The 22,843-nt window shown below is 64.3% G+C and carries 21 protein-coding genes; 8 read left to right on the forward strand and 13 right to left on the reverse strand.

Annotation, left to right across the window (positions count from 1 at the left end):
• Nucleotides 1-131: 131 nt before the first annotated feature.
• The 8 genes from AAHM40_RS21705 to AAHM40_RS21740 all read right to left on the reverse strand — a co-directional run bounded on the left by AAHM40_RS21705 (nucleotide 132) and on the right by AAHM40_RS21740 (nucleotide 9,023).
• Nucleotides 132-1,994 carry a S9 family peptidase gene (locus AAHM40_RS21705; protein ID WP_342246499.1) on the reverse strand — a complete coding sequence of 621 codons (1,863 nt, stop codon included), beginning with the start codon at nucleotides 1,992-1,994 and terminating at the stop codon, nucleotides 132-134.
• The gene (gene pqqE / locus AAHM40_RS21710) at nucleotides 1,960-3,111 is read right to left on the reverse strand and encodes a pyrroloquinoline quinone biosynthesis protein PqqE (protein WP_342246500.1); all 1,152 of its coding nucleotides are present in this window, start codon (nucleotides 3,109-3,111) and stop codon (nucleotides 1,960-1,962) included. The genes AAHM40_RS21705 and pqqE overlap by 35 nt, the downstream gene beginning before the upstream one ends.
• A complete protein-coding gene (gene pqqD, locus AAHM40_RS21715; RefSeq protein WP_342246501.1) occupies nucleotides 3,080-3,361 on the reverse strand; it encodes a pyrroloquinoline quinone biosynthesis peptide chaperone PqqD in 282 nt (93 codons plus the stop codon). The genes pqqE and pqqD overlap by 32 nt, the downstream gene beginning before the upstream one ends.
• Nucleotides 3,358-4,110 (reverse strand): pyrroloquinoline-quinone synthase PqqC, encoded by a 753-nt coding sequence (pqqC, locus tag AAHM40_RS21720; protein ID WP_342246502.1) that lies wholly within the window; start codon nucleotides 4,108-4,110, stop codon nucleotides 3,358-3,360. The genes pqqD and pqqC overlap by 4 nt, the downstream gene beginning before the upstream one ends.
• A gap of 11 nt (nucleotides 4,111-4,121) precedes the next feature.
• The gene (pqqB, locus tag AAHM40_RS21725; RefSeq protein WP_342246503.1) at nucleotides 4,122-5,036 is read right to left on the reverse strand and encodes a pyrroloquinoline quinone biosynthesis protein PqqB; all 915 of its coding nucleotides are present in this window, start codon (nucleotides 5,034-5,036) and stop codon (nucleotides 4,122-4,124) included.
• Between the two features lie 47 nt (nucleotides 5,037-5,083).
• Nucleotides 5,084-5,155, reverse strand: a complete 72-nt coding sequence (gene pqqA / locus AAHM40_RS21730; protein ID WP_072432761.1) for a pyrroloquinoline quinone precursor peptide PqqA — start codon at nucleotides 5,153-5,155, stop codon at nucleotides 5,084-5,086.
• 376 nt (nucleotides 5,156-5,531) lie between these two features.
• Nucleotides 5,532-7,052: an acetaldehyde dehydrogenase ExaC gene (exaC, locus tag AAHM40_RS21735; protein WP_342246504.1), complete on the reverse strand. Its 1,521-nt coding sequence runs from the start codon at nucleotides 7,050-7,052 to the stop codon at nucleotides 5,532-5,534.
• Between the two features lie 240 nt (nucleotides 7,053-7,292).
• Entirely contained in the window at nucleotides 7,293-9,023 is a 1,731-nt protein-coding gene (locus AAHM40_RS21740; RefSeq protein ID WP_446731604.1) for a PQQ-dependent methanol/ethanol family dehydrogenase, read from the reverse strand.
• A 282-nt stretch (nucleotides 9,024-9,305) separates the two neighbouring features.
• Here AAHM40_RS21740 and AAHM40_RS21745 point away from each other — a divergent pair, with 282 nt between their 5' ends.
• Nucleotides 9,306-10,319, forward strand: a complete 1,014-nt coding sequence (locus tag AAHM40_RS21745; protein WP_342246505.1) for an AI-2E family transporter — start codon at nucleotides 9,306-9,308, stop codon at nucleotides 10,317-10,319.
• 209 nt (nucleotides 10,320-10,528) lie between these two features.
• Here the strand turns inward: AAHM40_RS21745 and AAHM40_RS21750 are convergent, their stop codons facing one another.
• From AAHM40_RS21750 to AAHM40_RS21760, 3 genes are all read right to left on the reverse strand, one after another.
• Nucleotides 10,529-11,407 (reverse strand): substrate-binding periplasmic protein, encoded by an 879-nt coding sequence (locus AAHM40_RS21750; RefSeq protein ID WP_342246506.1) that lies wholly within the window; start codon nucleotides 11,405-11,407, stop codon nucleotides 10,529-10,531.
• 5 nt (nucleotides 11,408-11,412) lie between these two features.
• Nucleotides 11,413-11,850 carry a cytochrome c-550 PedF gene (gene pedF / locus AAHM40_RS21755; RefSeq protein ID WP_342246507.1) on the reverse strand — a complete coding sequence of 146 codons (438 nt, stop codon included), beginning with the start codon at nucleotides 11,848-11,850 and terminating at the stop codon, nucleotides 11,413-11,415.
• Between the two features lie 257 nt (nucleotides 11,851-12,107).
• Nucleotides 12,108-12,263, reverse strand: coding sequence for a hypothetical protein (locus AAHM40_RS21760; RefSeq protein ID WP_342246508.1), 156 nt, complete (start codon nucleotides 12,261-12,263; stop codon nucleotides 12,108-12,110).
• A 155-nt stretch (nucleotides 12,264-12,418) separates the two neighbouring features.
• Between AAHM40_RS21760 and AAHM40_RS21765 the strand changes: the two genes are divergently transcribed.
• The 6 genes from AAHM40_RS21765 (at nucleotide 12,419) to AAHM40_RS21790 (ending at nucleotide 18,079) form a co-directional block, all read left to right on the forward strand.
• Complete coding sequence (locus tag AAHM40_RS21765) at nucleotides 12,419-13,612, forward strand: ABC transporter substrate-binding protein (protein WP_342246509.1); 1,194 nt, start codon at nucleotides 12,419-12,421, stop codon at nucleotides 13,610-13,612.
• Between the two features lie 23 nt (nucleotides 13,613-13,635).
• Nucleotides 13,636-14,604, forward strand: a complete 969-nt coding sequence (locus AAHM40_RS21770) for a YVTN family beta-propeller repeat protein (protein ID WP_342246510.1) — start codon at nucleotides 13,636-13,638, stop codon at nucleotides 14,602-14,604.
• Entirely contained in the window at nucleotides 14,601-15,323 is a 723-nt protein-coding gene (locus AAHM40_RS21775) for an ABC transporter ATP-binding protein (RefSeq protein ID WP_342246511.1), read from the forward strand. Before AAHM40_RS21770 ends, AAHM40_RS21775 begins: the two co-directional genes overlap by 4 nt.
• A gap of 34 nt (nucleotides 15,324-15,357) precedes the next feature.
• Nucleotides 15,358-16,152: an ABC transporter permease gene (locus AAHM40_RS21780; protein ID WP_342246512.1), complete on the forward strand. Its 795-nt coding sequence runs from the start codon at nucleotides 15,358-15,360 to the stop codon at nucleotides 16,150-16,152.
• A 378-nt stretch (nucleotides 16,153-16,530) separates the two neighbouring features.
• Nucleotides 16,531-17,193 (forward strand): response regulator transcription factor, encoded by a 663-nt coding sequence (locus AAHM40_RS21785; RefSeq protein WP_028627975.1) that lies wholly within the window; start codon nucleotides 16,531-16,533, stop codon nucleotides 17,191-17,193.
• Between the two features lie 28 nt (nucleotides 17,194-17,221).
• Nucleotides 17,222-18,079: a DMT family transporter gene (locus tag AAHM40_RS21790; RefSeq protein WP_342246513.1), complete on the forward strand. Its 858-nt coding sequence runs from the start codon at nucleotides 17,222-17,224 to the stop codon at nucleotides 18,077-18,079.
• A gap of 145 nt (nucleotides 18,080-18,224) precedes the next feature.
• On the opposite strand, the gene AAHM40_RS21795 is transcribed toward AAHM40_RS21790, so the two are convergent.
• Nucleotides 18,225-19,571, reverse strand: a complete 1,347-nt coding sequence (locus tag AAHM40_RS21795; protein ID WP_342246514.1) for an MFS transporter — start codon at nucleotides 19,569-19,571, stop codon at nucleotides 18,225-18,227.
• A 317-nt stretch (nucleotides 19,572-19,888) separates the two neighbouring features.
• Here AAHM40_RS21795 and AAHM40_RS21800 point away from each other — a divergent pair, with 317 nt between their 5' ends.
• On the forward strand, nucleotides 19,889-21,325 hold the full coding sequence (locus AAHM40_RS21800) for an aldehyde dehydrogenase family protein (RefSeq protein WP_342246515.1): 1,437 nt from the start codon (nucleotides 19,889-19,891) through the stop codon (nucleotides 21,323-21,325).
• 199 nt (nucleotides 21,326-21,524) lie between these two features.
• Here AAHM40_RS21800 and AAHM40_RS21805 read toward each other — a convergent pair whose 3' ends face one another.
• The gene (locus AAHM40_RS21805) at nucleotides 21,525-22,805 is read right to left on the reverse strand and encodes an OprD family porin (protein WP_342246516.1); all 1,281 of its coding nucleotides are present in this window, start codon (nucleotides 22,803-22,805) and stop codon (nucleotides 21,525-21,527) included.
• Nucleotides 22,806-22,843 lie beyond the last annotated feature (38 nt).

A 22,843-nucleotide genomic window follows, 5' to 3' on the forward strand; every position in this document is an offset into this window, starting at 1 on the left:
TGCATTGCCCGTAGCAGCGGGCTTGCCAGCTAATGGCGGCGTTTCGCTGCCAAGCCAGCTCCTACAAGCCTCTTGGCCGAATGGGAAAACGCTCGCAACAGCTAACGCAGACATAGCCAATGAATTCGCCCCTACAGGAGAGCTGCCCGGCTCAACAAGCCTCGATAGAACCCCAGCTCCGCCTCCAGGGCGTGGGCAAGGTTCTCAGCCCGGCGAAAACCGTGTTGTTCTTCGGGATAGACATGGCAATCCGCCTGCCGCCCGGCCGCGCGTAGCAACGTGACCATGGCAGCGGTCTGCTCCGGCACCACCACCGCGTCCCGGCCACCCTGGAAGAAGATCACCGGCGCCCCGATCTCGCCGGCCCGCACTACTGGTGTGCGTTGCCGGTAACGCTCGGCATCCCGTTCGGGGTCACCGCTCAGCCAGTCCAGGTAATCGGCCTCGAACTTGTGGGTCTTCTCCCGCAGTACCAGTGGGTCGCTCACCCCGTAATAGCTGGCGCCGCCACGGAAGGGCGTGTCCCCGACCAGGGAAAGCAAGGTGGTAAAGCCGCCGGCACTGGCTCCCCGGATGAAGGCCCGCTGCCGATCCACCAGGCCCTGCCCGGCCAGATGACCAAGCAGAGCCTTGGCATCCTCCACATCCACTTCGCCCCAGGCACCGGCCAGGCGTTGGCGATAAGCACGGCCGTAACCGCTGCTGCCCCGATAGTCGAGGTCGGCGACGGCGAAGCCACGCTGGGTCCAGAACTGGATACGTGGATCGAACACGGGCTGGCAGGCCGAAGTCGGTCCGCCATGACAGAACACCAGCAGCGGCGGTCGCTGGCCCTCGGGGCCGAGGTAGCGGGTGTTGCAGGGTGAGTAGAAGAATGCGTGAGCCCACTCCCCCGCCCCGACGGCAAAGCGCAATGGCCGGGGTTTGGAGACGTCTTTTTCCGCTAGCCCGCACTCACCGCCGGCCAGCACCTGTACGGCACCGCTACCCCGATCGATGGCCAGCACGGCACTGGCGTTCTGCGCTCCGGCAGCGATGCAGTAGTCATTCCGTTCATCCGCGGCGAGTTGGCGGAAGCGGCTGAAGCGGGTTGCCAGCGGGACGCCGTTCCCGCCAGCCAGGTAGCCCTGACCATCGACCAGCCAGCTCTTCAAGCCGGTCTCCGGCAGATAGCTGCAAGCCCCCAGTTGCCAGGGTGCGGACGCGTGATCGGCCAGCACCGCTGGCAATGGCCGCCACCCCTGCACATCGAGCCTCCAGGGCTGCCACCAGCCATTGCGGTCGCTGAGGCAGTGCAGGCGACCTTCGTCATCGAAGCGCGGTTGTTGCAGGGATTCCCCACCTTCCCCGCCAGCGACGATTTCAGTCGGTCCCCAACCGCCACCCTGACGTTGGCGCAGGCACAGGCGCGTTTGCGTCCAGGGCTGCGCGGGACGGGACCACTCGATCCAGGCGAGGGTCTGGCCATCCGGGCTGATGCGGGGTGCCGCGTAGAAGTCGGCCCCCTCGACGAGTACCTGACGGGGCCCACCCTCCAGGGCGATGGACACCAGCCGGTGAACGCCCCGGTCTTCTTCCACTGCCAGTACGGCCCGCTCCCCTGGCCAGAGATCGCCGTAGCGGCATCCAGGGTTCCCGGTCAGCGCGGCAGGCACGCCGGAGAACGCCTGCCTATACAGCTGCTGGTCTGCCTCGTTGACAAACGCCACGCCCTCGTCGAGCAAGCAGAAAGCGCCGCCACCGTACTCGTAAACCCGGCTGCGCACGGAAAAGGCGGCGGGTGTGAGGCACCGTGCTACGCCTGCCTGCCAGCGCCAGAGCGTGGTACGACCATCAGCGGGGTCGAACAGACTCCAGAACAGCCCCGCAGGCCCCCAGCGCAACTCCGCGAAGTCACGGCTCGCCGCCACGGCACGTTCCGCACTCCAGTCACTGTCCCAGAAACCAAAAGGACGGTTCTCAGGCGCGGCAGATGATCTTGGAGGTGCGCTCATTGCGATAGGTCAGTTGCTCCAGGCCCTTGGCAGCGTGCTCCGCTTCTTCCCGCGCCGCCAGTATCTTGCCGTGGTGTGCCGACTTGGCGCAGACCGGATCGGCGTTGCTGGCATCGCCAGTCAGCATGAAAGCCTGGCAACGGCAGCCGCCGAAGTCCCGCTCCTTCTCGTCGCACGACCGGCAGGGTTCGGGCATCCAGTCGTAGCCACGGAAGCGGTTGAAGCCGAAGGACTCGTACCAGATGTGGCGCAGGCTGTGCTCACGCACATTGGGAAACTGCACCGGCAACTGGCGCGCGCTGTGGCAAGGCAGCGCCGTGCCGTCCGGGGTGATGTCGAGGAACAGGTTGCCCCAGCCGTTCATGCAGGCCTTGGGGCGCTCCTCGTAGTAATCCGGGGTGACGAAGATCAGTTTGCACGGGTGCTTTTCGGCCGCCAGCTTCGCCCGGTATTGATTTGTGATGCGCTCGGCGCGCTGCAGTTGCTCGTGGGTCGGCAGCAGGCCGGCGCGGTTAAGTTCGGCCCAGCCGTAGAACTGGCAGGTGGCGAGCTCGACGAAGTCCGCCTCCAGTTCCAGACATAGCTCGATGATTCGTCCGATGCTGTCGATGTTGTGCCGGTGGGTGACGAAGTTCAGCACCATCGGGTAGCCCTGGGCCTTCACCGCGCGGGCCATGGCCAGCTTCTGGGCGAAGGCCTTGCGCGAGCCGGACAAGAGATTGTTCACCTCTTCGTCGGCGGCCTGGAAGCTGATCTGGATATGGTCCAGCCCGGCGTCTTTGAAGGCGTTGACACGAGCCTCGGTGAGACCGATGCCGGAGGTGATCAAGTTGGTGTAGTAGCCCAGCTCCCGTGCCGCCCGGATCAGCGCCTCCAGGTCCTGGCGCACCAGCGGCTCGCCACCGGAGAAGCCGAGTTGTGCCGCGCCCAGCTCACGGGCCTGGCGGAACACCTCGATCCACTGTGCGGTTGTCAGTTCCTCGCCCTGTTTCGCGAAGTCCAGCGGGTTCGAGCAATACGGGCACTGCAGCGGGCAGCGGTAGGTCAGCTCGGCGAGCAGCCAGAACGGCGGCCCGGGCTGGGTTTCAGGCGTGGAGTTGCAACCAGAACTGGGCATGGGCCACCTCGATGAACGCCAGTATGTCTTCGTCCAGGCCGGGTACGTCAGGGAAGCGCCGACGCAGGTCGAAGACGATCTGCGCCACCGAACGTTGGCCATCCACCAGGCGCAGGATCTCTCCCGCGCTCTCGTTCAGCCGCACCATGCCTTCCGGATACAGCAGCACGTGGCAGCCCTGGGCCGGTTCCCATTGCAGGCGGAAGCCCCGCCGCAGGTTGGGTACCTGATGCATGTCGAAGTCGCTCATAGGGCAATCCCCCGGTGCCAGACCCGGTCACGGGTCACCGTGTGAAACGGAGGACGTTCCAGCTCGAAGGCCATGCTCATGGCGTCGAGCATGCTCCAGAGCACGTCCAGCTTGAATTGCAGGATCTCCAGCATGCGCTGCTGGGCGTCCCACGTGCGGTAGTGGTCGAGGGTGATGCGCAGGCCGTGCTCCACATCGCGGCGCGCCTCCTTCAGACGCTTCCTGAAGTAGTCGTAGCCAGTCGGGTCGATCCAGGGGTAGTGCTGCGGCCAGGCGTCCAGCCGCGACTGGTGGATCTGCGGGGCGAACAACTCGGTCAGCGAGCTGCTGGCCGCTTCCTGCCAGCTGGCGCGGCGGGCGAAGTTGACGTAGGCGTCCACCGCGAAGCGCACGCCGGGCAGCACCAGTTCCTGGGACAGCACCTGCTCGCGGTCCAGGCCGACGGCCTCGGCCAGGCGCAGCCAGGCCTCGATGCCGCCTTCCTCGCCGGGGGCGCCATCGTGATCCTGGATGCGCTGGATCCATTCGCGGCGGGTATCGCGGTCCGGACAGTTGGCCAGGATGGCGGCGTCCTTCAGCGGGATGTTCACCTGGTAGTAGAAGCGGTTGGCCACCCAGCCCTGGATCTGCTCGCGGCTGGCGCGGCCTTCGTACATGGCACGGTGATAGGGATGATGGATGTGGTAGCAGGCGCCCTTGGCGCGCAGGGCCTGCTCGAACTCGGCGGGGCTCATGGCTGGCTGGTTCATCTCGGGCTCCCTTACAACTCGATGCTCATGCCGTCCCAGGCCACTTCGATGCCGTGGCGGCTCAGTTCGGCGCGCTCGCGGGAATCGACGTCGAGGATCGGGTTGGTGTTGTTGATGTGAATGAGCACCTTGCGCGGGCCCGAAATGCCGTCGAGCACCTCAATCATCCCGCCCGGACCGCTCTGCGGCAGATGACCCATCTCGCTGCCGAGCTTGTCGCCGACCTCGCAATGGCGCATTTCGTCGTCACGCCACAGGGTGCCGTCCACCAGCAGGCAGTCTGCGCGGCGCATCCAGTCGCGCAAGGTTTCGTCTATCTGACCAAGGCCGGGGGCGTAGAACAGATTGCCGCCGGTATTCAGGTCTTCCACCAGCAGCCCGATGTTGTCACCGGGGTGCGGGTTGCCCCGGTGCGACGAATACGGCGGCGCACTGCTCAGCAAGGGAACTGCGGTGAAACGCAGGCCAGTGCAGGCGGGAATCTCGAAGCCCGGAGTGGCGAGGTCGATGGGGTTCCATACAAGCCCCCCATTCCAGTGACTGAGCATGGTGAAGAGCGGGAAGCCGGTGCTGAGGTCCTGGTGGACCATCTCAGTGCACCAGACCTGATGCGGACAGCCTTCGCGCAGGCTGAGCAGGCCGGTGACGTGATCGATTTGGCTATCCATCAGGATGATTGCGGCAATGCCCGTGTCGCGCACACGGCGCACCGGCTGCAGTGGCGGGAAGGCCTCCAGCTGGGCACGGATATCAGGCGAGGCGTTGCACAGTACCCAGTCGACGCCGTTGGCGCTGATAGCGATGGAGGACTGGGTGCGCGGCTGGGCGCGGACCTTGCCGCTGCGCACGCCACGGCAGTTGTGGCAGTTGCAGTTCCACTGGGGGAAACCCCCACCGGCGGCCGAGCCGAGAATCTGGATATGCATGGGATTAGCCCTGGGCGGGGGCCCCGGCAGGGCCGGGGCGATGCGGATCAGCGGTTGGCGAAGTACAGGGTCACTTCGAAACCAATGCGCAGATCGGTAAAGGCGGGTTTAGTCCACATGGAGCCATCCTCTTGTTATGGCGCCGGAGGATTCCGGCAAGTCCAGTTAATCACCAGGCCGGAGAGGCCCGAATGGTACTTTCGGAGGAGATACGCTCGTGATTTGGTAGGGCTTTGGGGCCGGCAGGTCGTGGGTCAGGCCGAGCTACCTGTGTAGGAGCGAGCTTGCTCGCGAAGGTCGTGGCACCGTTCGCCAGCGAGCTGGCTCCTACAAGGTGGTAACCCAGGCGCGGTCGCCAAGAAAAAACGCGGCCGAAGCCGCGTTGCGAGTAAACCCTGGCGGGCATGGGATTCGTGTGCGCAGTCCCGCTGGCAGGGCATCATCGGCAAAGGGAGTGTGGCGCCCAAACTTGCGCGCCACGGAGTCAATCGTAGATCAGAAGAAGCCCAGCGGATTGATGTCGTAGCTGATCAGCAGGTTCTTGGTCTGCTGATAGTGGTCGAGCATCATTTTGTGGGTTTCACGGCCGACGCCGGACTTCTTGTAGCCACCGAAGGCGGCGTGGGCCGGGTACAGGTGGTAGCAGTTGGTCCACACACGGCCGGCCTTGATGCCACGGCCCATGCGGTAGGCACGGTTGATGTCGCGGGTCCAGACGCCAGCGCCCAGACCGAACTCGGTGTCGTTGGCAATCGCCAGGGCTTCGGCTTCGTCCTTGAAGGTGGTGACGCCCACCACTGGGCCGAAGATTTCCTCCTGGAACACACGCATCTTGTTGTGCCCCTTCAGCAACGTCGGCTGAATGTAGTAGCCACTGGCGAGGCCGCCCTCCTGTTTTTCGGCCGCACCGCCGGCCAGCAGCTCGGCGCCTTCCTGCTGGGCGATTTCCAGGTAGGAGAGGATCTTCTCGAACTGCTGCTGCGAGGCCTGGGCGCCAACCATGGTGTCGGTGTCCAGCGGGTTGCCGCGTTTGATGGCGTTGACCTTCTTCATCACCTCGGCCATGAACGCCGGGTAGATGGACTCCTGCACCAGCGCGCGGGACGGGCAGGTGCACACCTCACCCTGGTTGAAGAAGGCCAGTACCAGGCCTTCGGCCGCCTTCTCGATGAACTCGGGCTCGGCCTGCATGATGTCTTCGAAGTAGATGTTCGGGCTCTTGCCACCCAGCTCCACGGTGGAGGGGATGATGTTCTCGGCGGCGCACTTGAGGATGTGCGAACCCACCGGAGTCGAGCCGGTGAAGGCGATCTTGGCGATGCGTTTGCTGGTGGCGAGCGCCTGGCCGGCTTCCTTGCCGAAGCCCTGGACGATGTTCAGCACGCCGGGCGGCAGGAGGTCGCCGATGATCTCTGCCAGCACCATGATCGACAGCGGGGTCTGCTCGGCAGGCTTGAGCACCACGCAGTTGCCAGCAGCCAGCGCGGGGGCCAGTTTCCAGGCGGCCATCAGCAGCGGAAAATTCCAGGGGATGATCTGCCCGACCACGCCCAGCGGCTCGTGGAAGTGATAGGCAGCGGTGTGCTCGTTGATCTCGGCGGCGCTGCCTTCCTGCGCGCGAATGCAGCCGGCGAAGTAACGGAAGTGGTCAGCGGCCAGCGGTACGTCGGCGTTCAGGGTCTCGCGTACGGCCTTGCCGTTATCCCAGGTTTCGGTGACGGCCAGCACGTCCAGGTTCTGTTCGATACGGTCGGCAATCTTCAGCAAGATCAGCGCACGGTCCTGCACAGAGGTCTTGCCCCAGGTGTCAGCCACGGCGTGGGCGGCATCCAGCGCCTTCTCGACATCCTCGGCGCCGGAACGGGGGAACTCGGCAATCACCTCGCCATTCACGGGGGAGGTGTTGGTGAAGTACTGGCCACCCACCGGCGGTACGAACTCGCCACCGATGAAGTTGCCGTAGCGCGGCTTGAAGCTGACGACGGCGCCCGGAGTGCCTGGTTGTGCATAGATCATGACGTTGCTCTCTCTGGTCGGTGCCCACCCGGTTGGGCAGGTTGTAGACCGATCTTAGTCAGCGCCCCGCGCCCGCCGGTATGCGCCCATGGCACAGACACCCTCCTCATTTGGTAGTAGTTGGCCCGTCCTCAGGCCCTTGCCAGAGCGCCCTTGCGCGGGGCCGGTGCGGACTCTAACCATCCTGCGGTACTCCTACATGAACAAGACAAAGCCCGCCGGAGCGGGCCTTGCTGCGCATCAGCGCTTGGCGACCACCGCCTCTTTCGGCAGCTTGAAAGTCCACAGCATGCCGCCCTGGTTCAGGTCCTTGATGCGCTTGGCCACCTCGCCGCCCCATAGCGGTACGGCACCGCCCCAGCCGGAGAGCACGGAGACGTACTGCTCGCCGTCCATCTCCCAGGTAATGGGCGAACCGATCACACCGGAGCCGGTATTGAACTCATAGAGTTTCTTACCGGACTTGGCGTCGAAGGCCATCAGGTAACCCTCAGGGTTGCCGGTGAATACCAGATTGCCCTTGGTAGCGAGCACACCGCCCCAGAGCGGCGCGTAGTTCTTGTAGCGCCAGACTTCCTTGCCGCTCTTCGGGTCGATGGCACGCAGCACGCCGATGTAGTCCTCGTTCAGCGGCTTGATGGTGAAGCCGGCGCCCAGGTAGGCCGCACCTTTCTTGTAGGCGATGTTCTCGTTCCACATGTCCATGCCCCACTCGTTGGACGGCACGTAGAACAGGCCGGTGTCCTGGCTGTAGGCCATGGGCATCCAGTTCTTGCCGCCGAGGAAGGACGGTGCCACGAACACCGAGCTGCCGTGCTTGCCATCGGCGCCCGGCGCACCAGGACGCTTGGCGTCGTCGTAGATCGGGCGGCCCTCCTTGTCCAGCCCCTTGGCCCAGGTCACCTGGTCGACGAAAGGGAAACCGCGGATGAACTTGCCGTTGGTGCGGTCCAGTACATAAAAGAAGCCATTGCGGTCGGCGGTGGCGGCGGCCTTCACCGTCTTGCCGCCGTCCTGGTAGTTGAAGGACACCAGCTCGTTCACGCCGTCAAAGTCCCAGCCATCGTGCGGGGTCGTCTGGAAGTGCCACTTGATGGAGCCATCTTCCGGGTTGAGCGCCAGGCGCGAAGACGAGTACAGGTTGTCACCCGGACGCAGGTGGGAGTTCCACGGCGAGGGGTTGCCTGTACCGATCAGCAGGGTATCGGTCTCTGGATCGTAATAGCCGCCCAGCCAGGGAGCGGCGCCGCCGGTCTTCCATAGATCACCCGGCCAGGTCTTGCCGGCTTCGCCGCCAGAAATGCCGTTCTCGACCTGTTTGCCGTCCTTGTAGACGTAGCCCATGTGGCCTTCCACGGTCGGACGGGTCCAGAGCAACTCGCCGTTCTTCGGGTTGTAAGCCTCAATTTTGCCCACCACGCCGAACTCGCCACCGGCGACGCCGGTGATCAACTTGCCCTTGACCACCAGCGGCGCGGCCGAGATCGAGTAGCCCGCCTTGTAGTCGGCGACGGTCTTGCGCCAAACCACTTTGCCCGTGTCCTTGTTCAGGGCCACCAGCTTGGCGTCCAGCGTGCCGAAGATCACCAGGTCGTCGTAGAGCGCCACGCCACGGTTGATCACGTCGCAGCAGGGCATGATGCCGTCGGGCAAGCGGGCATCGTATTGCCAGAGTTTCCTGCCGGTGCGTGCGTCGACTGCAAACACTCGAGAATAGGAACCCGTGACATACATCACACCGTCCTTCACCAACGGCTGGGCTTGCTGGCCACGCTGCTTTTCACCCCCGAAGGACAGCGCCCACACCGGACGCAGTTGCTGCACGTTGTTGCTGTTGAGGTCATCCAGGGTGCTGTAGCGCTGGCCTTGCAAGCCCAGGCCATTGGTCACCACCTGGTCGGTGGACATGGCATCGGCAAGAATGTCTTCGTCGGTGACGCCGGCCAGGGCCAGGCTGCTCGAGAGCATCATGGCGACGCACAACAGCGTCCGGGCGAAAGGCTGGTGGGGTGTGGCGAGCTTCATTTGCGGCTACCTCTGCGGGCTTGTTGTTGTGATCCGGGAAATTTTCCCGGTCTGCCGCAAATTCTTGGTTTGCCACGTGAGGCCAACAATTGGACACAGTGCGGATTTTCCTCGTCCGTTGGTAGCAATACCGCCACGTCCCTGCATACTTCAGCTGCCGATTGTACGGCAGCGCCTCCCACTGGCAGACTGCCGCCCCTGCTTCGTTTTCCAAGGCCCCCGGGACCTATGCAACTCTTCACAGATCGTCAATTGCTCCTGGCCAGCTGGGCCATCGCGCTCATCGGCCTGCTGCTGGTGCTGCCCTTCCACCTGTTGCCTTCCTTGCTGTCCGGCCTGTTGGTCTACGAACTGGTGGTCACTCTGGCTCCCCGCCTGCAACCGGTCATTCCCGGTGGCCGCCGCGCCCACTGGCTCGCAGTGGCCTTGCTAGGCATGCTGGTGGTGAGCCTGCTGACACTCTTCTTCGTGTGGATCGCCGGCGTGGTGACCCAGGAAGTCCACAACCCCGGTCAGTTGCTGGAGAAGTTCATCGTCCTGACCGAGCAGGCGCGGGCGCAGCTACCGGCGTCCATCGAGAACTACCTGCCGGCCAACGCCGATGACCTGCGTCGCGAACTGATGGAATGGCTGCGTGCCCACGTCGGCCAGTTGCAACTGCTGGGCAAGGGCGCGGCACACACCTTCGTGACCATGCTGATCGGCATGATCCTTGGCGCCATCATCGCCCTGCAGCCCATCCCCAATTTCGAGACCCTGCGTCCGCTCAGCCGCCTGCTGCTGGAGCGCATGGCACTGCTGGTCACCGCCTTCCGCAATATCGTTTTCGCGCAGATCAAGATTTCCCTGGTCAACACAACACTTACCGGCATCTTCCTCGCCGTGGTGCTACCGCTGATGGACATCCACCTGCCGCTGACCAAGGTGCTGATCCTGCTGACCTTCATCCTTGGCCTGCTGCCGGTGATCGGCAACCTGATGTCCAACACGCTCATCTTCATCGCCGGATTCTCGGTATCCCTCTGGGTCGCGCTGGGTGCCCTGGGCTACCTGATTGCCATCCACAAACTGGAATACTTCCTCAACGCGCGCATCGTCGGTGGCCAGATCAGCGCCAAGGCCTGGGAACTGCTTCTGGCGATGTTGGCTTTCGAGTCGATCTTCGGCTTGCAAGGACTGGTGGCGGCACCGATCTACTACGCCTACCTGAAGAGCGAGTTGAAGCACGCAGAGCTGGTGTAGCCTCCCACACCCGGCCCTCTCCCAGAGGGAGAGGGCGCTGTCCGCGCGGAGCCGCTTCCAGGCGGCGGGATGTCATTCCATTGCGCGATCAACCCTCGGTAGGCGCTCTATTTCATACTACGGGTAGCGGTGGCTGGCACTGGGGATCAGTTCGTAGCGGCTGAGGCTCGCCGAGGCGAAACGAACACCTGGGCATCCCGCACCTCCGGCTATTGAACGTCCTGATAGAGCCCCGGCAACTCGTAGCGCAGGCCGTAGGCCGCATAGAGCTTCTCCATGCGACCGTCGCGCACCATGCCGTCGAGGGTTTCCTCCAGGGCATTGGCCAACTGGCGGTTGCTCTCGTGGACCGCCATGCCGATGTCCCAGTCCGGCTGGCCGAGGTTGGGGTAGGCGTTGTCGGCGTCCTTGATTCGCGGATCGTGGGCCTGATGCTCCAGCCAGTCCAGTTCACCGCGCAACGCCATCACCGCATCCACCTCGCCCTTGCGCATGGCCTCGAAAGCTGCGGCAGGCCCCGGATAGTGATGGGTGTTGCGCGACAGCCGACCCGCGAGCACCGAGGTAAGGTAGAACGACGGTACGCTCTCCAGTTCCACGCCAATCGGGTGGAACTGGAACACGCCGATGCTTGGCACCTCGGGTAGACGGCGGCTGTCGTAGACCACCTGCCAGCGCTCACGCTGGTAGGGACCGAACATCACCACCTGCTCGTTGGCCAGTTCGCCCACGTCATTGCGCTTCTGCGAGAAATCACGGTCATAGGGCACCCGCAACATCACGTCAGCGAACACGCCGGGGCGCATGTAGTGGCCCTTCCAGATGACGTTGCGCAGGTCGTCATCCAACTTTTCGCCGGGGGTGACCCAGAGCAGCTCCAGCTTCAGGCCGAGGCCGGCGGCCAACGCGCGGGCCAGGTCGACGTCCACGCCACGTGCCTGCTCGCCTTCCTTGAAGCTATAGGGCGCGAAGCGCTCGTAGACAGCCACCCGGAGCACGCCGGAGTCGACGATGTCGTCATAGGGCCGCACCTGTGCCTGCGCCAGCGGCAGGCACAGCAGCCAGCACAATAAGACCAGCAGGCGCATGGCGATCACTCGTCCACATGCACGCTTTCCAGGTAGGTGCGGATGGCCCACAGGGCTTCCTGGCTGAGGAAGTCGGCCATCTTCGGCATGTACACCGCGCCGTCGCGCACTGCGCCGTTGATCACCCGCTCCTTGAACCATTCGTCACCGCTGGCATCGGTTTCCAGGTAGCGCAAGTCGGGTGCGATACCGCCGGATTTGGCTTCAAGGCCATGGCAGCGGGCGCAGTTCTGGTTGTAGGCCGAAGCGCCAATCTCGACGGCAAGGTCATGCTGGGGATAGGGCGCGCGGTAGGGGTTCTCGTCGCGCCACTCCTTGCCCAGTGCCTCCAGGCCTTCGGTGTTCACGGCCTGGGGCACTACGTCGCCATGGGCCAGGACCATTGCGCTGAGAGTCAGGCCGGCCAGGAATGCGAGGCCGCGCAGTGCGCTGTTGTTGTTCATCACGTACATCCTCATTGAGCTGCTGGGCAAGGCGGCGTCCCGTGGGGAGCGCTGTGGAGACATGTTAGGAAGCTCCCGGGGACGCCCCCATCCTGCTTTGGTGGCCTGACACTCCTCCCTTGGTAGTAGTGCGGGCGGAGGCCGGTGAAGGGATTGCCCGACAATGTCGATCAAACAGGCGCCAACGCGCCGGCGAACGGCGGGAAGCTGTTCGCCAGCACGCTGGCACTTAGGCGATTGGGAAGCAGGTCGGCGGCTCAGTTGGCCAGGGGGCAAGAGGTCGGGAAAGAGTGGGTAATGTCCGGCAGATGGATAGCATGCCGGGAGAGGTCGCTCGAAGCCCTGGCCAGCTCGAACTCGAGCAGGCAGCAGACGACCAGCAGTGGCAAAAGCAGATGTTTGATTACGGCCATGACGGAATCCTCTTGCAGGTTCCCCTGGATCCCAGGCTAGAGCCGGGGGCCACGCCTGGCTCTACTACCTTGGTACCGCCCGACCGGTACTTTCTGCATATTTTCCGCGCGCCTCCCGCTTCCTATGCTGGCTCCACGTTTGAAGGAGCCCTGCAATGCGCCACTACCTGCTCCATGGCCTGGCCTATCTACTGGCCCTGTCCAGCGCCGCCCTGCTTGCCACCGAGATCCGCGCCGATGAAGGCCTGGAGGTGCGCATCGGCTACCTGGCCTGGGAGCCGGAGCGCGGCCCGCTGTTGTCCAACGTGATTCCCGAGCCGGAAGATGCGGGCCTGCGCGGCGCCGAACTGGCCATCACCGACAGTAACAGCACCGGACGCTTCCTCAAGCACCACTATCAACTGGACGCGAACCCCAGCCCGACGCCCGAGGCGCTGCTGGCCAGGGCTCGGGCACTGCATGAACAGGGCCTGCGGCTGTTCGTGGTCAACGCCCCGGCCGAGCAGGTGCTGCAACTGGCGGACGCCCTCCCCGACAGCCTGCTGTTAAACGCCGGCAGTCCAGCGGACGAGCTGCGCGGCGAGCAGTGCCGCGCCAACCTGCTGCACAGCCTGCCCAACCGCGCGATGCTGGCCGATGCCCTGGCACAGTTCCTCGCCATGCGCCGCTGGCAGCGCTGGTTGCTGGTGACCGGCCACACGCCCGACGACCTGGCCTATGCCGCCGCCCTGCGCCGTGCCGCCGGGCGTTTCGGCGCGAAGATAGTGGAAGAGAAACCCTGGACTTTCGATAACGACCAGCGTCGCAGCGCCCAGGCAGAGATGCCGCTATTCACCCAGGCCAGCGAATACGACGTGGTACTGGTGGCCGACGAGCGCGGTGATTTCGGTGAATACCTGCCTTACAACACCTGGTACCCGCGCCCAGTGGCCGGGACCCAGGGTCTGACTCCGACAGGCTGGCACAAGACAGTCGAAACCTACGGTGCCGCCCAGTTGCAGAAGCGCTTTGAGGCACTGGCGGGACGCTGGATGAACGACCGTGATTTCGCCGCCTGGCTTGCCGTGCGCAGCATCGCCAGCGCCGTGACCCGCCTCAAAAGTGTCGATGCCGGGGCGATCCGCACCCTCGCCCTGTCTTCCGAGCTGCCCCTCGACGGTTTCAAGGGGCGCAAGCTGAGCTACCGCGACTGGGATGGCCAATTGCGCCAACCCATTCCCCTCGTCCACCCCCGCGCCCTGGTGAGCACCTCGCCCCAGGACGGCTTTCTGCACCCGGTCAGCGAACTGGACAGCCTCGGCTTCGACCGCCCCGAAAGCACGTGCCGCCGGTTCGCCACAACCGACTGACAACAACAAGAAGGACAACCACCATGCCCGCCCCCCTTGCCATTGCCATCGGCTCCGCCGTGTTGCTGCTCGCAGGCCACACCCTGGCCGCCACTGCCTATGTATCCAATGAGAAAGACAACAACGTCAGCGTTATCGATCTGGACAACCTGGAGGTCACCGCCCACCTCGATGTCGGCGAACGCCCACGCGGCCTCGCACTGTCCAGCGACAACAAGCTGCTCTACATCTGCGCCAGCGATTCGGACACGGTGCAGGTCATGGACCTGGCCACTCGCACGATCATCAAGGAACTGCCCTCCGGCGCCGACCCCGAGCAGTTCGCTCTGCACCCCAATGACCGCTGGCTGTACATCTCCAATGAGGACGACGCCCTGGTGACAGTGGTGGACACTCAGAGCGAGCAGGTGCTGGCGCAGATCCAGGTCGGCGTGGAGCCCGAAGGTATGGCCGTGAGCCCCGACGGCAAGTGGGCGGTGAACACCAGCGAAACCACCAATATGTTGCACTGGATCGACACCACCACCCAGCAACTGGTGGACAACACACTGGTAGACCAGCGCCCGCGCCATGTGGAGTTCAGCCCGGACGGCAAGCTGCTCTGGGCCTCCGCCGAGATCGGCGGCACGGTCACGGTCGTCGACGTGGCCAGCCGTCAGGTGCAGAAGGTGCTGAAGTTCCAGGTAAAGGGCGTGCATTCGGACAAGGTGCAGCCAGTTGGGGTCAAGCTGACGCGCGACGGCAAGTACGCTTTCGTCGCCCTGGGCCCAGCCAACCATGTGGCCGTGCTGGACGCGAAGACCTATGAAGTACTCGATTACCTGCTGGTGGGCAGGCGCGTGTGGCACCTTGCGTTCACCCCCGATGAGAAGCGCTTGCTGGCCACCAACGGCATCAGCGGCGACGTTTCGGTGATCGATGTCGGCAGCCTCAAGGTGGCCAAATCGATCAAGGTCGGCCGCTACCCCTGGGGCGTGGTGGTGACCCCATGAGCGCCCTGGAACTGGCCGGAGTGGGGTTCTCTTACGGCCCTCGACGTGCCCTGGAGCAGGTAGCGTTCGAGTTGGACGCAGGCAGCTTCACCGCGCTGCTTGGCCCCAACGGCGCCGGCAAGTCCACCCTGATCGCCCTGCTCACCCGCCTGTACGACCTGCAACAGGGCGAGGTCGCCGTCTGCGGCCATTCCCTGCGCCGAGAACCACGCAAGGCCCTGGCGAAACTGGGTGTAGTGTTTCAGCAGAGCACCCTGGACCTGGACCTCAGCATCGAGCAGAACCTGCGCTACCACGCCGCCCTCCATGGCCTGCCCGGCAGACTGGCCAATGCGCGCATCGAGCGCGAACTGGAGCGCCAGCAATTGAGCCCACGCCGGAAAGACAAGGTGCGTTTGCTCAACGGAGGCCACCGGCGACGGGTGGAAATCGCTCGCGCCCTGCTCCACGAACCGCGTCTGCTCTTGCTGGATGAAGCCAGCGCCGGCCTGGACCCCGCCAGCCGCGACGGGCTGAACCTGCATGTACGCCAACTCTGCCGGGAGCAGGCAGTAGCCGTGCTCTGGACCACTCACCTGCTGGATGAAATCCAACCTGAGGATCGACTGCTTGTGTTGCACCAGGGCCGGATCATAGCCAACGGCTGTGCCGCCAGCCTGAGTGAACGGCAGGTTGGCGGGCTGGCTGGTACCTTCGCGCGGCTGACGACCTGTGCCTGACGACCCTCCCCATCGCCATTCCGGAGCCCTGCCCATGCCGACTCTCTACTGGCAATGCCTGCGCGGCATACTGCTGCGCGAATGGCTGCGTTTCGTGCTGCAACGCACACGCTTTCTCAGCGCCCTGGTACGCCCGCTGCTCTGGCTGCTGGTGTTCGCTGCGGGTTTCCGCGCGGCGCTCGGGATTGCCATCATCGAGCCTTACGACACTTACATCACCTACGAGACCTACATAGTCCCGGGCCTGGCCTGCATGATCCTGCTGTTCAACGGCATGCAGGGCTCGTTATCCATGGTCTACGACCGCGAGATGGGCAGCATGCGACTGCTGCTCACCAGCCCCCTGCCCCGCCCCTTCCTCCTGGCGTCCCGCTTGCTGGCCACATCGTTGGTGTCGTTGCTGCAGGTCTATGCGTTCCTCGCCATCGCCTGGCTCTACGGCGTACAGCCGCCGGCCTTCGGCCTGCTGGCGGCGCTCCCGGCATTGCTGCTGGCGGCCCTGCTGCTCAGTGCCCTTGGGCTACTGCTGTCCAACGGCATCCGCAAATTGGAGAACTTCGCCGGGGTCATGAACTTCGTGATCTTCCCACTGTTCTTCCTGTCCTCGGCGCTCTACCCGTTGTGGAAGATGCGCGAGGCCAGCGAGTGGCTGTACTGGCTCTGCGCGTTGAACCCTTTCAGCCACGCCGTGGAGATGGTGCGTTTCGCGCTGTACGAGCGCCTCAACGGGTTGGCGATCGGCGTGTGTCTGGGGCTGACACTTCTCTTCGCCCTGGCTGCGCTGCTGAGCTTCAACCCTCAACATGCGGCCCTTCGCAAGGCGGGGTAAACGCACTTGAGGCGAGCCACTACCACACGACCATGAGCAGCCAGTGGTTCCAAGACTGCCCTGCCGGTCCGGGCCACCTTCCAGCTGTCCTTCGATGTGAACAGTGGCGTGCTGCGTTCGGCCAGAGCCGGCCAGTCCACGCCCGACTTCCAGGTTCTCTGCGCCCATGCCGGCACTGCACCGGCATGGGCCATCTACTACTTTGGTACTGCTTCCCCCCTCTCAACGTCGAATTCCAAAAGCAGCGGCACTGGCCTGTAATAGCTGCCTATAAAAGTACAGCGCGTCCGCGATGAAGCCCGCCCGTCCCGTGCCCTTCCCCTGACCGGGCACACACGGGCCTGCCGCACCATAATGAAAACAACGAGGTGAAAGGCCGTGTACAAAATTCTGATTGCCGATGACCACCCGCTCTTCCGCGAAGCCATCCACAACGTCATCAGCGATGGCTTTCCGGAAAGCGAAGTGATGGAGACCGCCGACCTGGACAGCGCCCTGGCCCTGACCCAGGAGCACGACGACCTGGACCTGATCCTCCTCGACCTGAACATGCCCGGCATGCATGGGCTGAACGGGCTGATCAACCTGCGCAACGAAGCCCCCACCGTGCCGGTGGTCATTGTCTCCGCCGAGCAGGACAAGCAGGTGGTGTTGCAGGCCATCACCTACGGCGCGGTGGGTTTCATCACCAAATCCTCGCCTCGCGCGCAAATGACCGACGCCATCGAGCAGATTCTCAACGGCAATGTCTATCTGCCGTCCGACATCATCCGTACCCAAAAGACCTCGCCTCGCCGCCACCATGAAGATGCCGGCATCCCGCCGGAGCTGTTGCAGGCGCTGACCCGCAAGCAACTCCTGGTGCTGGAACGCATGACCAAAGGCGAGTCGAACAAGCAGATCGCCTATAACCTGGACATCGCCGAAACCACGGTGAAGGCCCACGTCTCGGCCATCCTGCGCAAGCTCAACGTACACAACCGTGTACAGGCCATTCTCTCGGCCAGCGATATCGACTTCACCGCCTATCTGCGCCGTTGAACCAACGGGTATCCCCCTAAGGACAGCCATGCCCGCCGCCCGTACGTTGTTGCTGACCGCACTGGCCATGCTGGCCTTTGCCGGCAACTCGCTGCTCTGCCGACTCGCCCTGAAGGAAACCGCCATCGACGCGGCGAGCTTCACGGCCATCCGCATCGCCTCCGGCGCGCTGATGCTCTGGCTGTTGCTGCGCCTACGTCGCAGCCCCCTGACCAGCACCGGAAACTGGCGTGCCGCGTTGGCACTGTTCGTCTATGCCGCAGCGTTCTCCTACGCCTACGTGCAGCTGGACGCCGGGGCCGGCGCGCTGCTGCTGTTCGGCGCGGTGCAGCTCTGCATGGTGGTTTTCGGCCTGTTGCGCGGCGAGCGCCTGAATCCTCAACAGGCCCTGGGTTTCGCCCTGGCCACGGGCGGCCTGGTGGTGCTGCTGCTACCTGGCGCCACTGCGCCGCCCCTGGTGGGCGGGCTGCTGATGCTGCTCGCGGGCCTGGCCTGGGGCGCCTACACCTTGCTGGGTCGCCAGGCCGGCGTGCCGCTGGCGGCGACCGCCGGCAACTTCATCCGTGCCCTGCCCTTCGCCGCCCTGCTCTTGCTGCCCTTCATCGGCCAGCTGACCCTGGACCTGCCAGGCCTAATCTACGCCCTGCTCTCCGGCGCATTGACCTCTGGCATCGGCTACGCCATCTGGTACAGCGCCCTGCCCGGCCTTGGCGCCCTGCAGGCCGCCAGTGTGCAACTCAGTGTCCCCGTCCTCGCGGCTTTTGGCGGCGCGCTGCTGCTGGGCGAAACCATCAGCCTGCGCCTGGCGCTGGTTTCGCTGGCGGTGCTGGGCGGCATTGCGCTGGTGCTGCGCGCGAAGTTGCAGGGGGTGCCGCAGAAGGCGTAAGGCGTACTCGATTTCCCACGTTCGCAGGACGTGGACTTGCCTATGGCCCCGATAAGGGGGCATCGCGGATTTCATCCGGGCTACTGCAGATAATCCGGCTTAAGGCCGAGCCCATCGGGCCCGGCCTTTCTGTGCGTCAACGCGATCAGCGCAGCGGCTGCCCCTTCATCTCCGGCATACGGATGTAGACCACCAGGCTCACCAGGCACACCGCGGCGACGTAGACCCAGAACAGATGGCCATAACCCGCGCCCGCTGCCGCCGTCATGATGTAGGGCGAAGTCCCGCCGAACAGGGTGACCGACAGCGCATAGGGCAAGGCGATGCCCGTGACCCGCACCTCGGCCGGGAACTGCTCGGCCATGGTCACGGCCGAGGCAGCGCCGAAGCCGGTGAGGATGACCATGGAGACGGTTTGTAGCAGCACCACCTCAACCAGGCTGATGCCCTGGTAAAGCAGCCCGAAGCTTGGCCAGGCCCAGAGGACGGACGCGGCGGCAAAGGCAATCAACACCGGGCGGCGGCCAATACGATCAGCCAGCATGCCGACCAGCGGCATCAGCAGCAGCGACACGCTCACGGCGATGGCCCCAGCCAGCAACGTCTCGCGGATCGACATGCCGGTCACCAGGTGAACCTGGGACGGGTAGCTCACCATCCACACGTAGTTCAGCAGGTTGCCCGCCATGGCGACGCCGATGACCCGCAGCACGTCCTTGCGGTGTTTAGTGAAAATGTCGCGGATCGGGCGCTTCTCGACAGCCTTCTTGGCCACGCGGGACTTGAACACCTCCGTTTCCTTCACCGACAGCCGGATCCACAGGGTGAGCACGCCCATCAGCGCGGCGATGATAAACGCCACACGCCAGCCCCAGTCTTCCAGGGCCGTGTCGCTACCGACCGAGGCCAGCACGAAGCCGAGCAGAAAAGACACCAGCGTGCCAGCGTTGATCGCGAACCACTGCCAGGAGCCGGCGAAGGCACGCCGATCGGACGGTGCCGATTCGATCAGGAAGGCCGAGGCGGAACCGAATTCCCCACCGGCGGAGAAGCCCTGGGTAAGGCGTGCCAGCACCAGGATGATGGGGGCGGCGATGCCGATGCTCTCGTAGTTGGGGCAGATGCCGATCACCAGCGAGGCCAGCGACATCAGCAGGATCGACAGGGTCAAGCCCTTCTTGCGGCCATAGCGGTCGGCGAACACACCGAGCACCGCACCGCCGATGGGGCGCATGAGGAAGCCCACGGCGAACACCGCCAGTACCGAGAGCAGCGCGGTAAGGCTGTTGCCGGCCGGGAAGAACTGCTTCGCGAGGATGGAGGAGAAGGTGGCGTAGATCACCCAGTCGGTGTACTCGACTATGGTGCCCAGGGTCGCGGCCACGATGGCCTTTTTCTCGGTCCGGTTCAGCTTGCGGCCGATATCGGCCTGGCCAGTGGCAGACATGGAATCAGGCATGAGGCCGCCAATCGCACTATTGTCGTTAGTCATTGCATCGCTCCCGTGAGCACACTTTTTGTTGTTGATCGCCCGAAGGCGTTCTCTTCTGGTTAGCGAGCAAGATGCAGTGTCACGCAGGGGCGGTGAAGCGAGATTTACGCCCAGTACGCTTGACTTGAAATCAAGCGAAAGCCCAGGCAAAGCCTGCGCTCCAGGCAATCTGACGCTTGAGGTTTTCTCAAGTCTTGATGGCTGAAAATTCCTTTGAAGGCACACAGCCGAAGGCCGAACCTGCCCCTGCGCCCGGGTCGACGAACAAGAATGGCACCCGATCATGATCCGGGCCTTGAATTGAGGAGTCTCGAAGCATGTTCTTGAAAGTTGAGAGCTACATCGGCGGACGCAGCCTGGCGCCTGTCGAAGGCCGCTATGTCGACAAGTTCGACCCGCGCACCGGCGAAAAGCTCGGCGAGGTCGCCAACAGCGGCCCGCAGGAAGTGGAGTTCGCCATCCAGTCCGCCCAGGACGCCCTGCCGGCCTGGCGTGACATGCGGCCTTCCGAGCGTGGCCGCATCCTGGTGGAGCTGGCGCGTATCGTGCGCCGCAGCGAAGACCGCCTGGGCAAGCTGGAAAGCGCCGAAACCGGCAAGCCCGGCCGCGAGATGGCCACGCTGATGGACCTCACCGCCCAGTACTTCGAGTTCTACGCCGGCCTGGTCAACGTGATGGACGGCGAAGTGATCAACCAGGGCCCCAACTACCACGTCTACACCCGCCGCGATCCCTTCGGCGTGATCGGCGCCATCCTGCCCTGGAATGCCCCGCTGCATCAGGCCGCCCGCGCCATCGCACCGGCCCTGGCCACCGGCAACACGGTCGTTGCCAAACCTTCCGAGCACACCTCCGCCTCGCTGGTGGAACTGGCCCGCATTGCCGTTGAAGAAGCCGGCCTGCCTGCCGGTGTGTTCAACGTGATCGTCGGCAAGGGCAGCGTCATCGGCCCGGTGATGGCGCGCCATCCGCTGATGCGCAAGATTTCCTTCACCGGTGGCATTACCGCGGGTCAGGAACTGGGCCGCATCGCTGCCGAGCGCATCCTGCCGCTGACCCTGGAGCTGGGCGGCAAGTCGGCCAATATCGTCTTCGATGACGCCGACCTCGACGCCGCCGCCAAGGGCGCGACCGCGGCCTTCACTTGGAACAGCGGTCAGTGGTGCTGCGCAGGCACCCGTCTGCTGGTGCAGGAGAACGTCCACGACCGCTTCGTCGAGAAGCTGGTGGCCGAGGTCGCAGCCTTGCGCGTCGGCCCGGACTTCGACTCCACCTCCGGCCCCATCACCACCCAGGCACAGTTCGAGAAGATCCAGAGTTACTTCGTGATCGCCGAGCGCGAAGGCCTCAAACCGGCCATCGGCGGCAAGGTGGCCAGCGGCGAGCATCTCGGCAATGGCTGGTACATCGAACCCACCGTCTACACCGGCGTCACCAATGACATGACCCTGGCCCGGGAAGAGATCTTCGGCCCCATCCTCTGCGTCATTCCCTTCAAGGACGAAGCCGATGCCCTACGCATCGCCAACGACAGCGAGTTCGGCCTGGGAGCCGGCATTTGGAGCCGTGATATCGGCCGCGTGCACCGCGTGGCCGCCGGCCTGGAAGCCGGGCGCATTGTGGTCAACGAGTACAGCGGCGGCTTCGTCCAGACGCCGTGCGGTGGCTTCAAGCAGAGCGGCTACGGTCGCGAGCAAGGCATCGACGCCCTCTCCCACTACACCCAGCTGAAGTCGGTGATCATCCGCCTCTGACCCCGCGCCAGGGATTGCCCATGCAGGATGTGGCAGGCGGCGTCCCGCTGGAGCGCAATGATACCCAGCACCTCGTATCGATGGGTATCGCAAGCTCCACCCATCCAATTACGGCCTCGGATTGAGAGCGACGCTCTTCCCCTTTCAAAACGCAACAAACCGGCCCCTTCTGGGGCCGGTTGCTTTGCGCTGATACGGATTACCAAAGCGGCAGGGTGTAGGTGACGATCAAGCGGTTCTCATCGATATCGGGACCGAAGTTGCTGCGCACGCTCGCATTGCGCCATTTGATGCCGAGATTCTTCAGTGGCCCGTCCGGCACCACATACGCGATGTCGGTATCCCGCTCCCACTCCTCGCCTTCCTCCGCCCGGCCCGTGACTTGCACGTTGTCGCCCGACAGGTAGCGCGTCATGAAGGTCAGGCCGGGAATGCCCAGCGCGGCGAAATCGAGGTCGTAGCGCGCCTGCCAGGAGCGTTCGTCCGCATTGCCGAAGTCGTTGATCTGCACCAGGTTCACCAGGTAGCCATCCGCCCCGCTGACATAGGCGAAGCCGGTATCGCCGGCCATGCGCTGGTAGCCGATTCCGAGGGCATGGGGGCCGCGCTTGTAGGTGAACATCGCCCCCAGTGCGCGGTTATCGACATTGCTGCCGCCATCGTCGAGGCTCCGCGCCCAGCGCAGGTCGGACTTGATGGAGCCGGCATCGCCCAGGTCCAGGCTGTGGCCCAGGGTGAGGTAGTGCTGGCGGTAGATTCCGTCCAGTCCGCCGTAGTGGTACGCGGTGGTCAGGGCCGGCGTCCACGTGTAGCTGGCACCGGCGAAGTCCAGCGCATCGCTGGTCTTGTTGCGGCCCAGAACGATGTTGCGCGCCCCACCGTTAAACACCTGCATTGCCTCGTTATCCGAAGAGTTGCGCAGGTTCACCCGGTCGAAGCGCCCCAGGTCCAGGGTCAGGTCTTTCACCTCGGCACTGCTGAGCCAGGCACCGCGAAAGGTCTGCGGCAGCAGCCGACTGTCGTTGGACAGGGCAACGGGCAGCTTGGGCTGCAGGGTGCCGATCTTCAGCAGGCTGCTGGAGGCTCGCAGCTTGGCAGTGAGCCCCAGTTCGCCGTACTCATCCTGGGCACGATTGGGCTTCTCTCGATCCGATTGCAGCAGGCCCGTTCCGGTGCGATCCGGGCTGGAATCCAGCTTCACCCCGAGCAGGCCAAGGGCATCGACGCCGACGCCGATCGGCCCATCGGTAAAACCCGACTCGTAACGCAGCAGAAAACCCTGGGCCCACTCCTCGGCCTTGCTCTGTGCAGCGCCGTCCTGGCGGAAATCGCGGTTGAAGTAGAAGTTACGCATTTCCAGGCTGGCCCTGGAGTCATCGACGAAATCGGCACTGGCCGTACCGCTGGCACCGCAGGTCAGGCCGAAGAGCGCAAACAGCGTGTGCGGGCCAAAGCAACAGGCCCGGTTGGGAGTGGTCATGGAGCGGCTCTCTCTTGTTGTTGTGATACGTCCGGAGC

Origin of the sequence: Pseudomonas sp. OTU5201, from assembly GCF_038440135.1 — a bacterium.
Taxonomy (GTDB): domain Bacteria; phylum Pseudomonadota; class Gammaproteobacteria; order Pseudomonadales; family Pseudomonadaceae; genus Metapseudomonas; species Metapseudomonas resinovorans.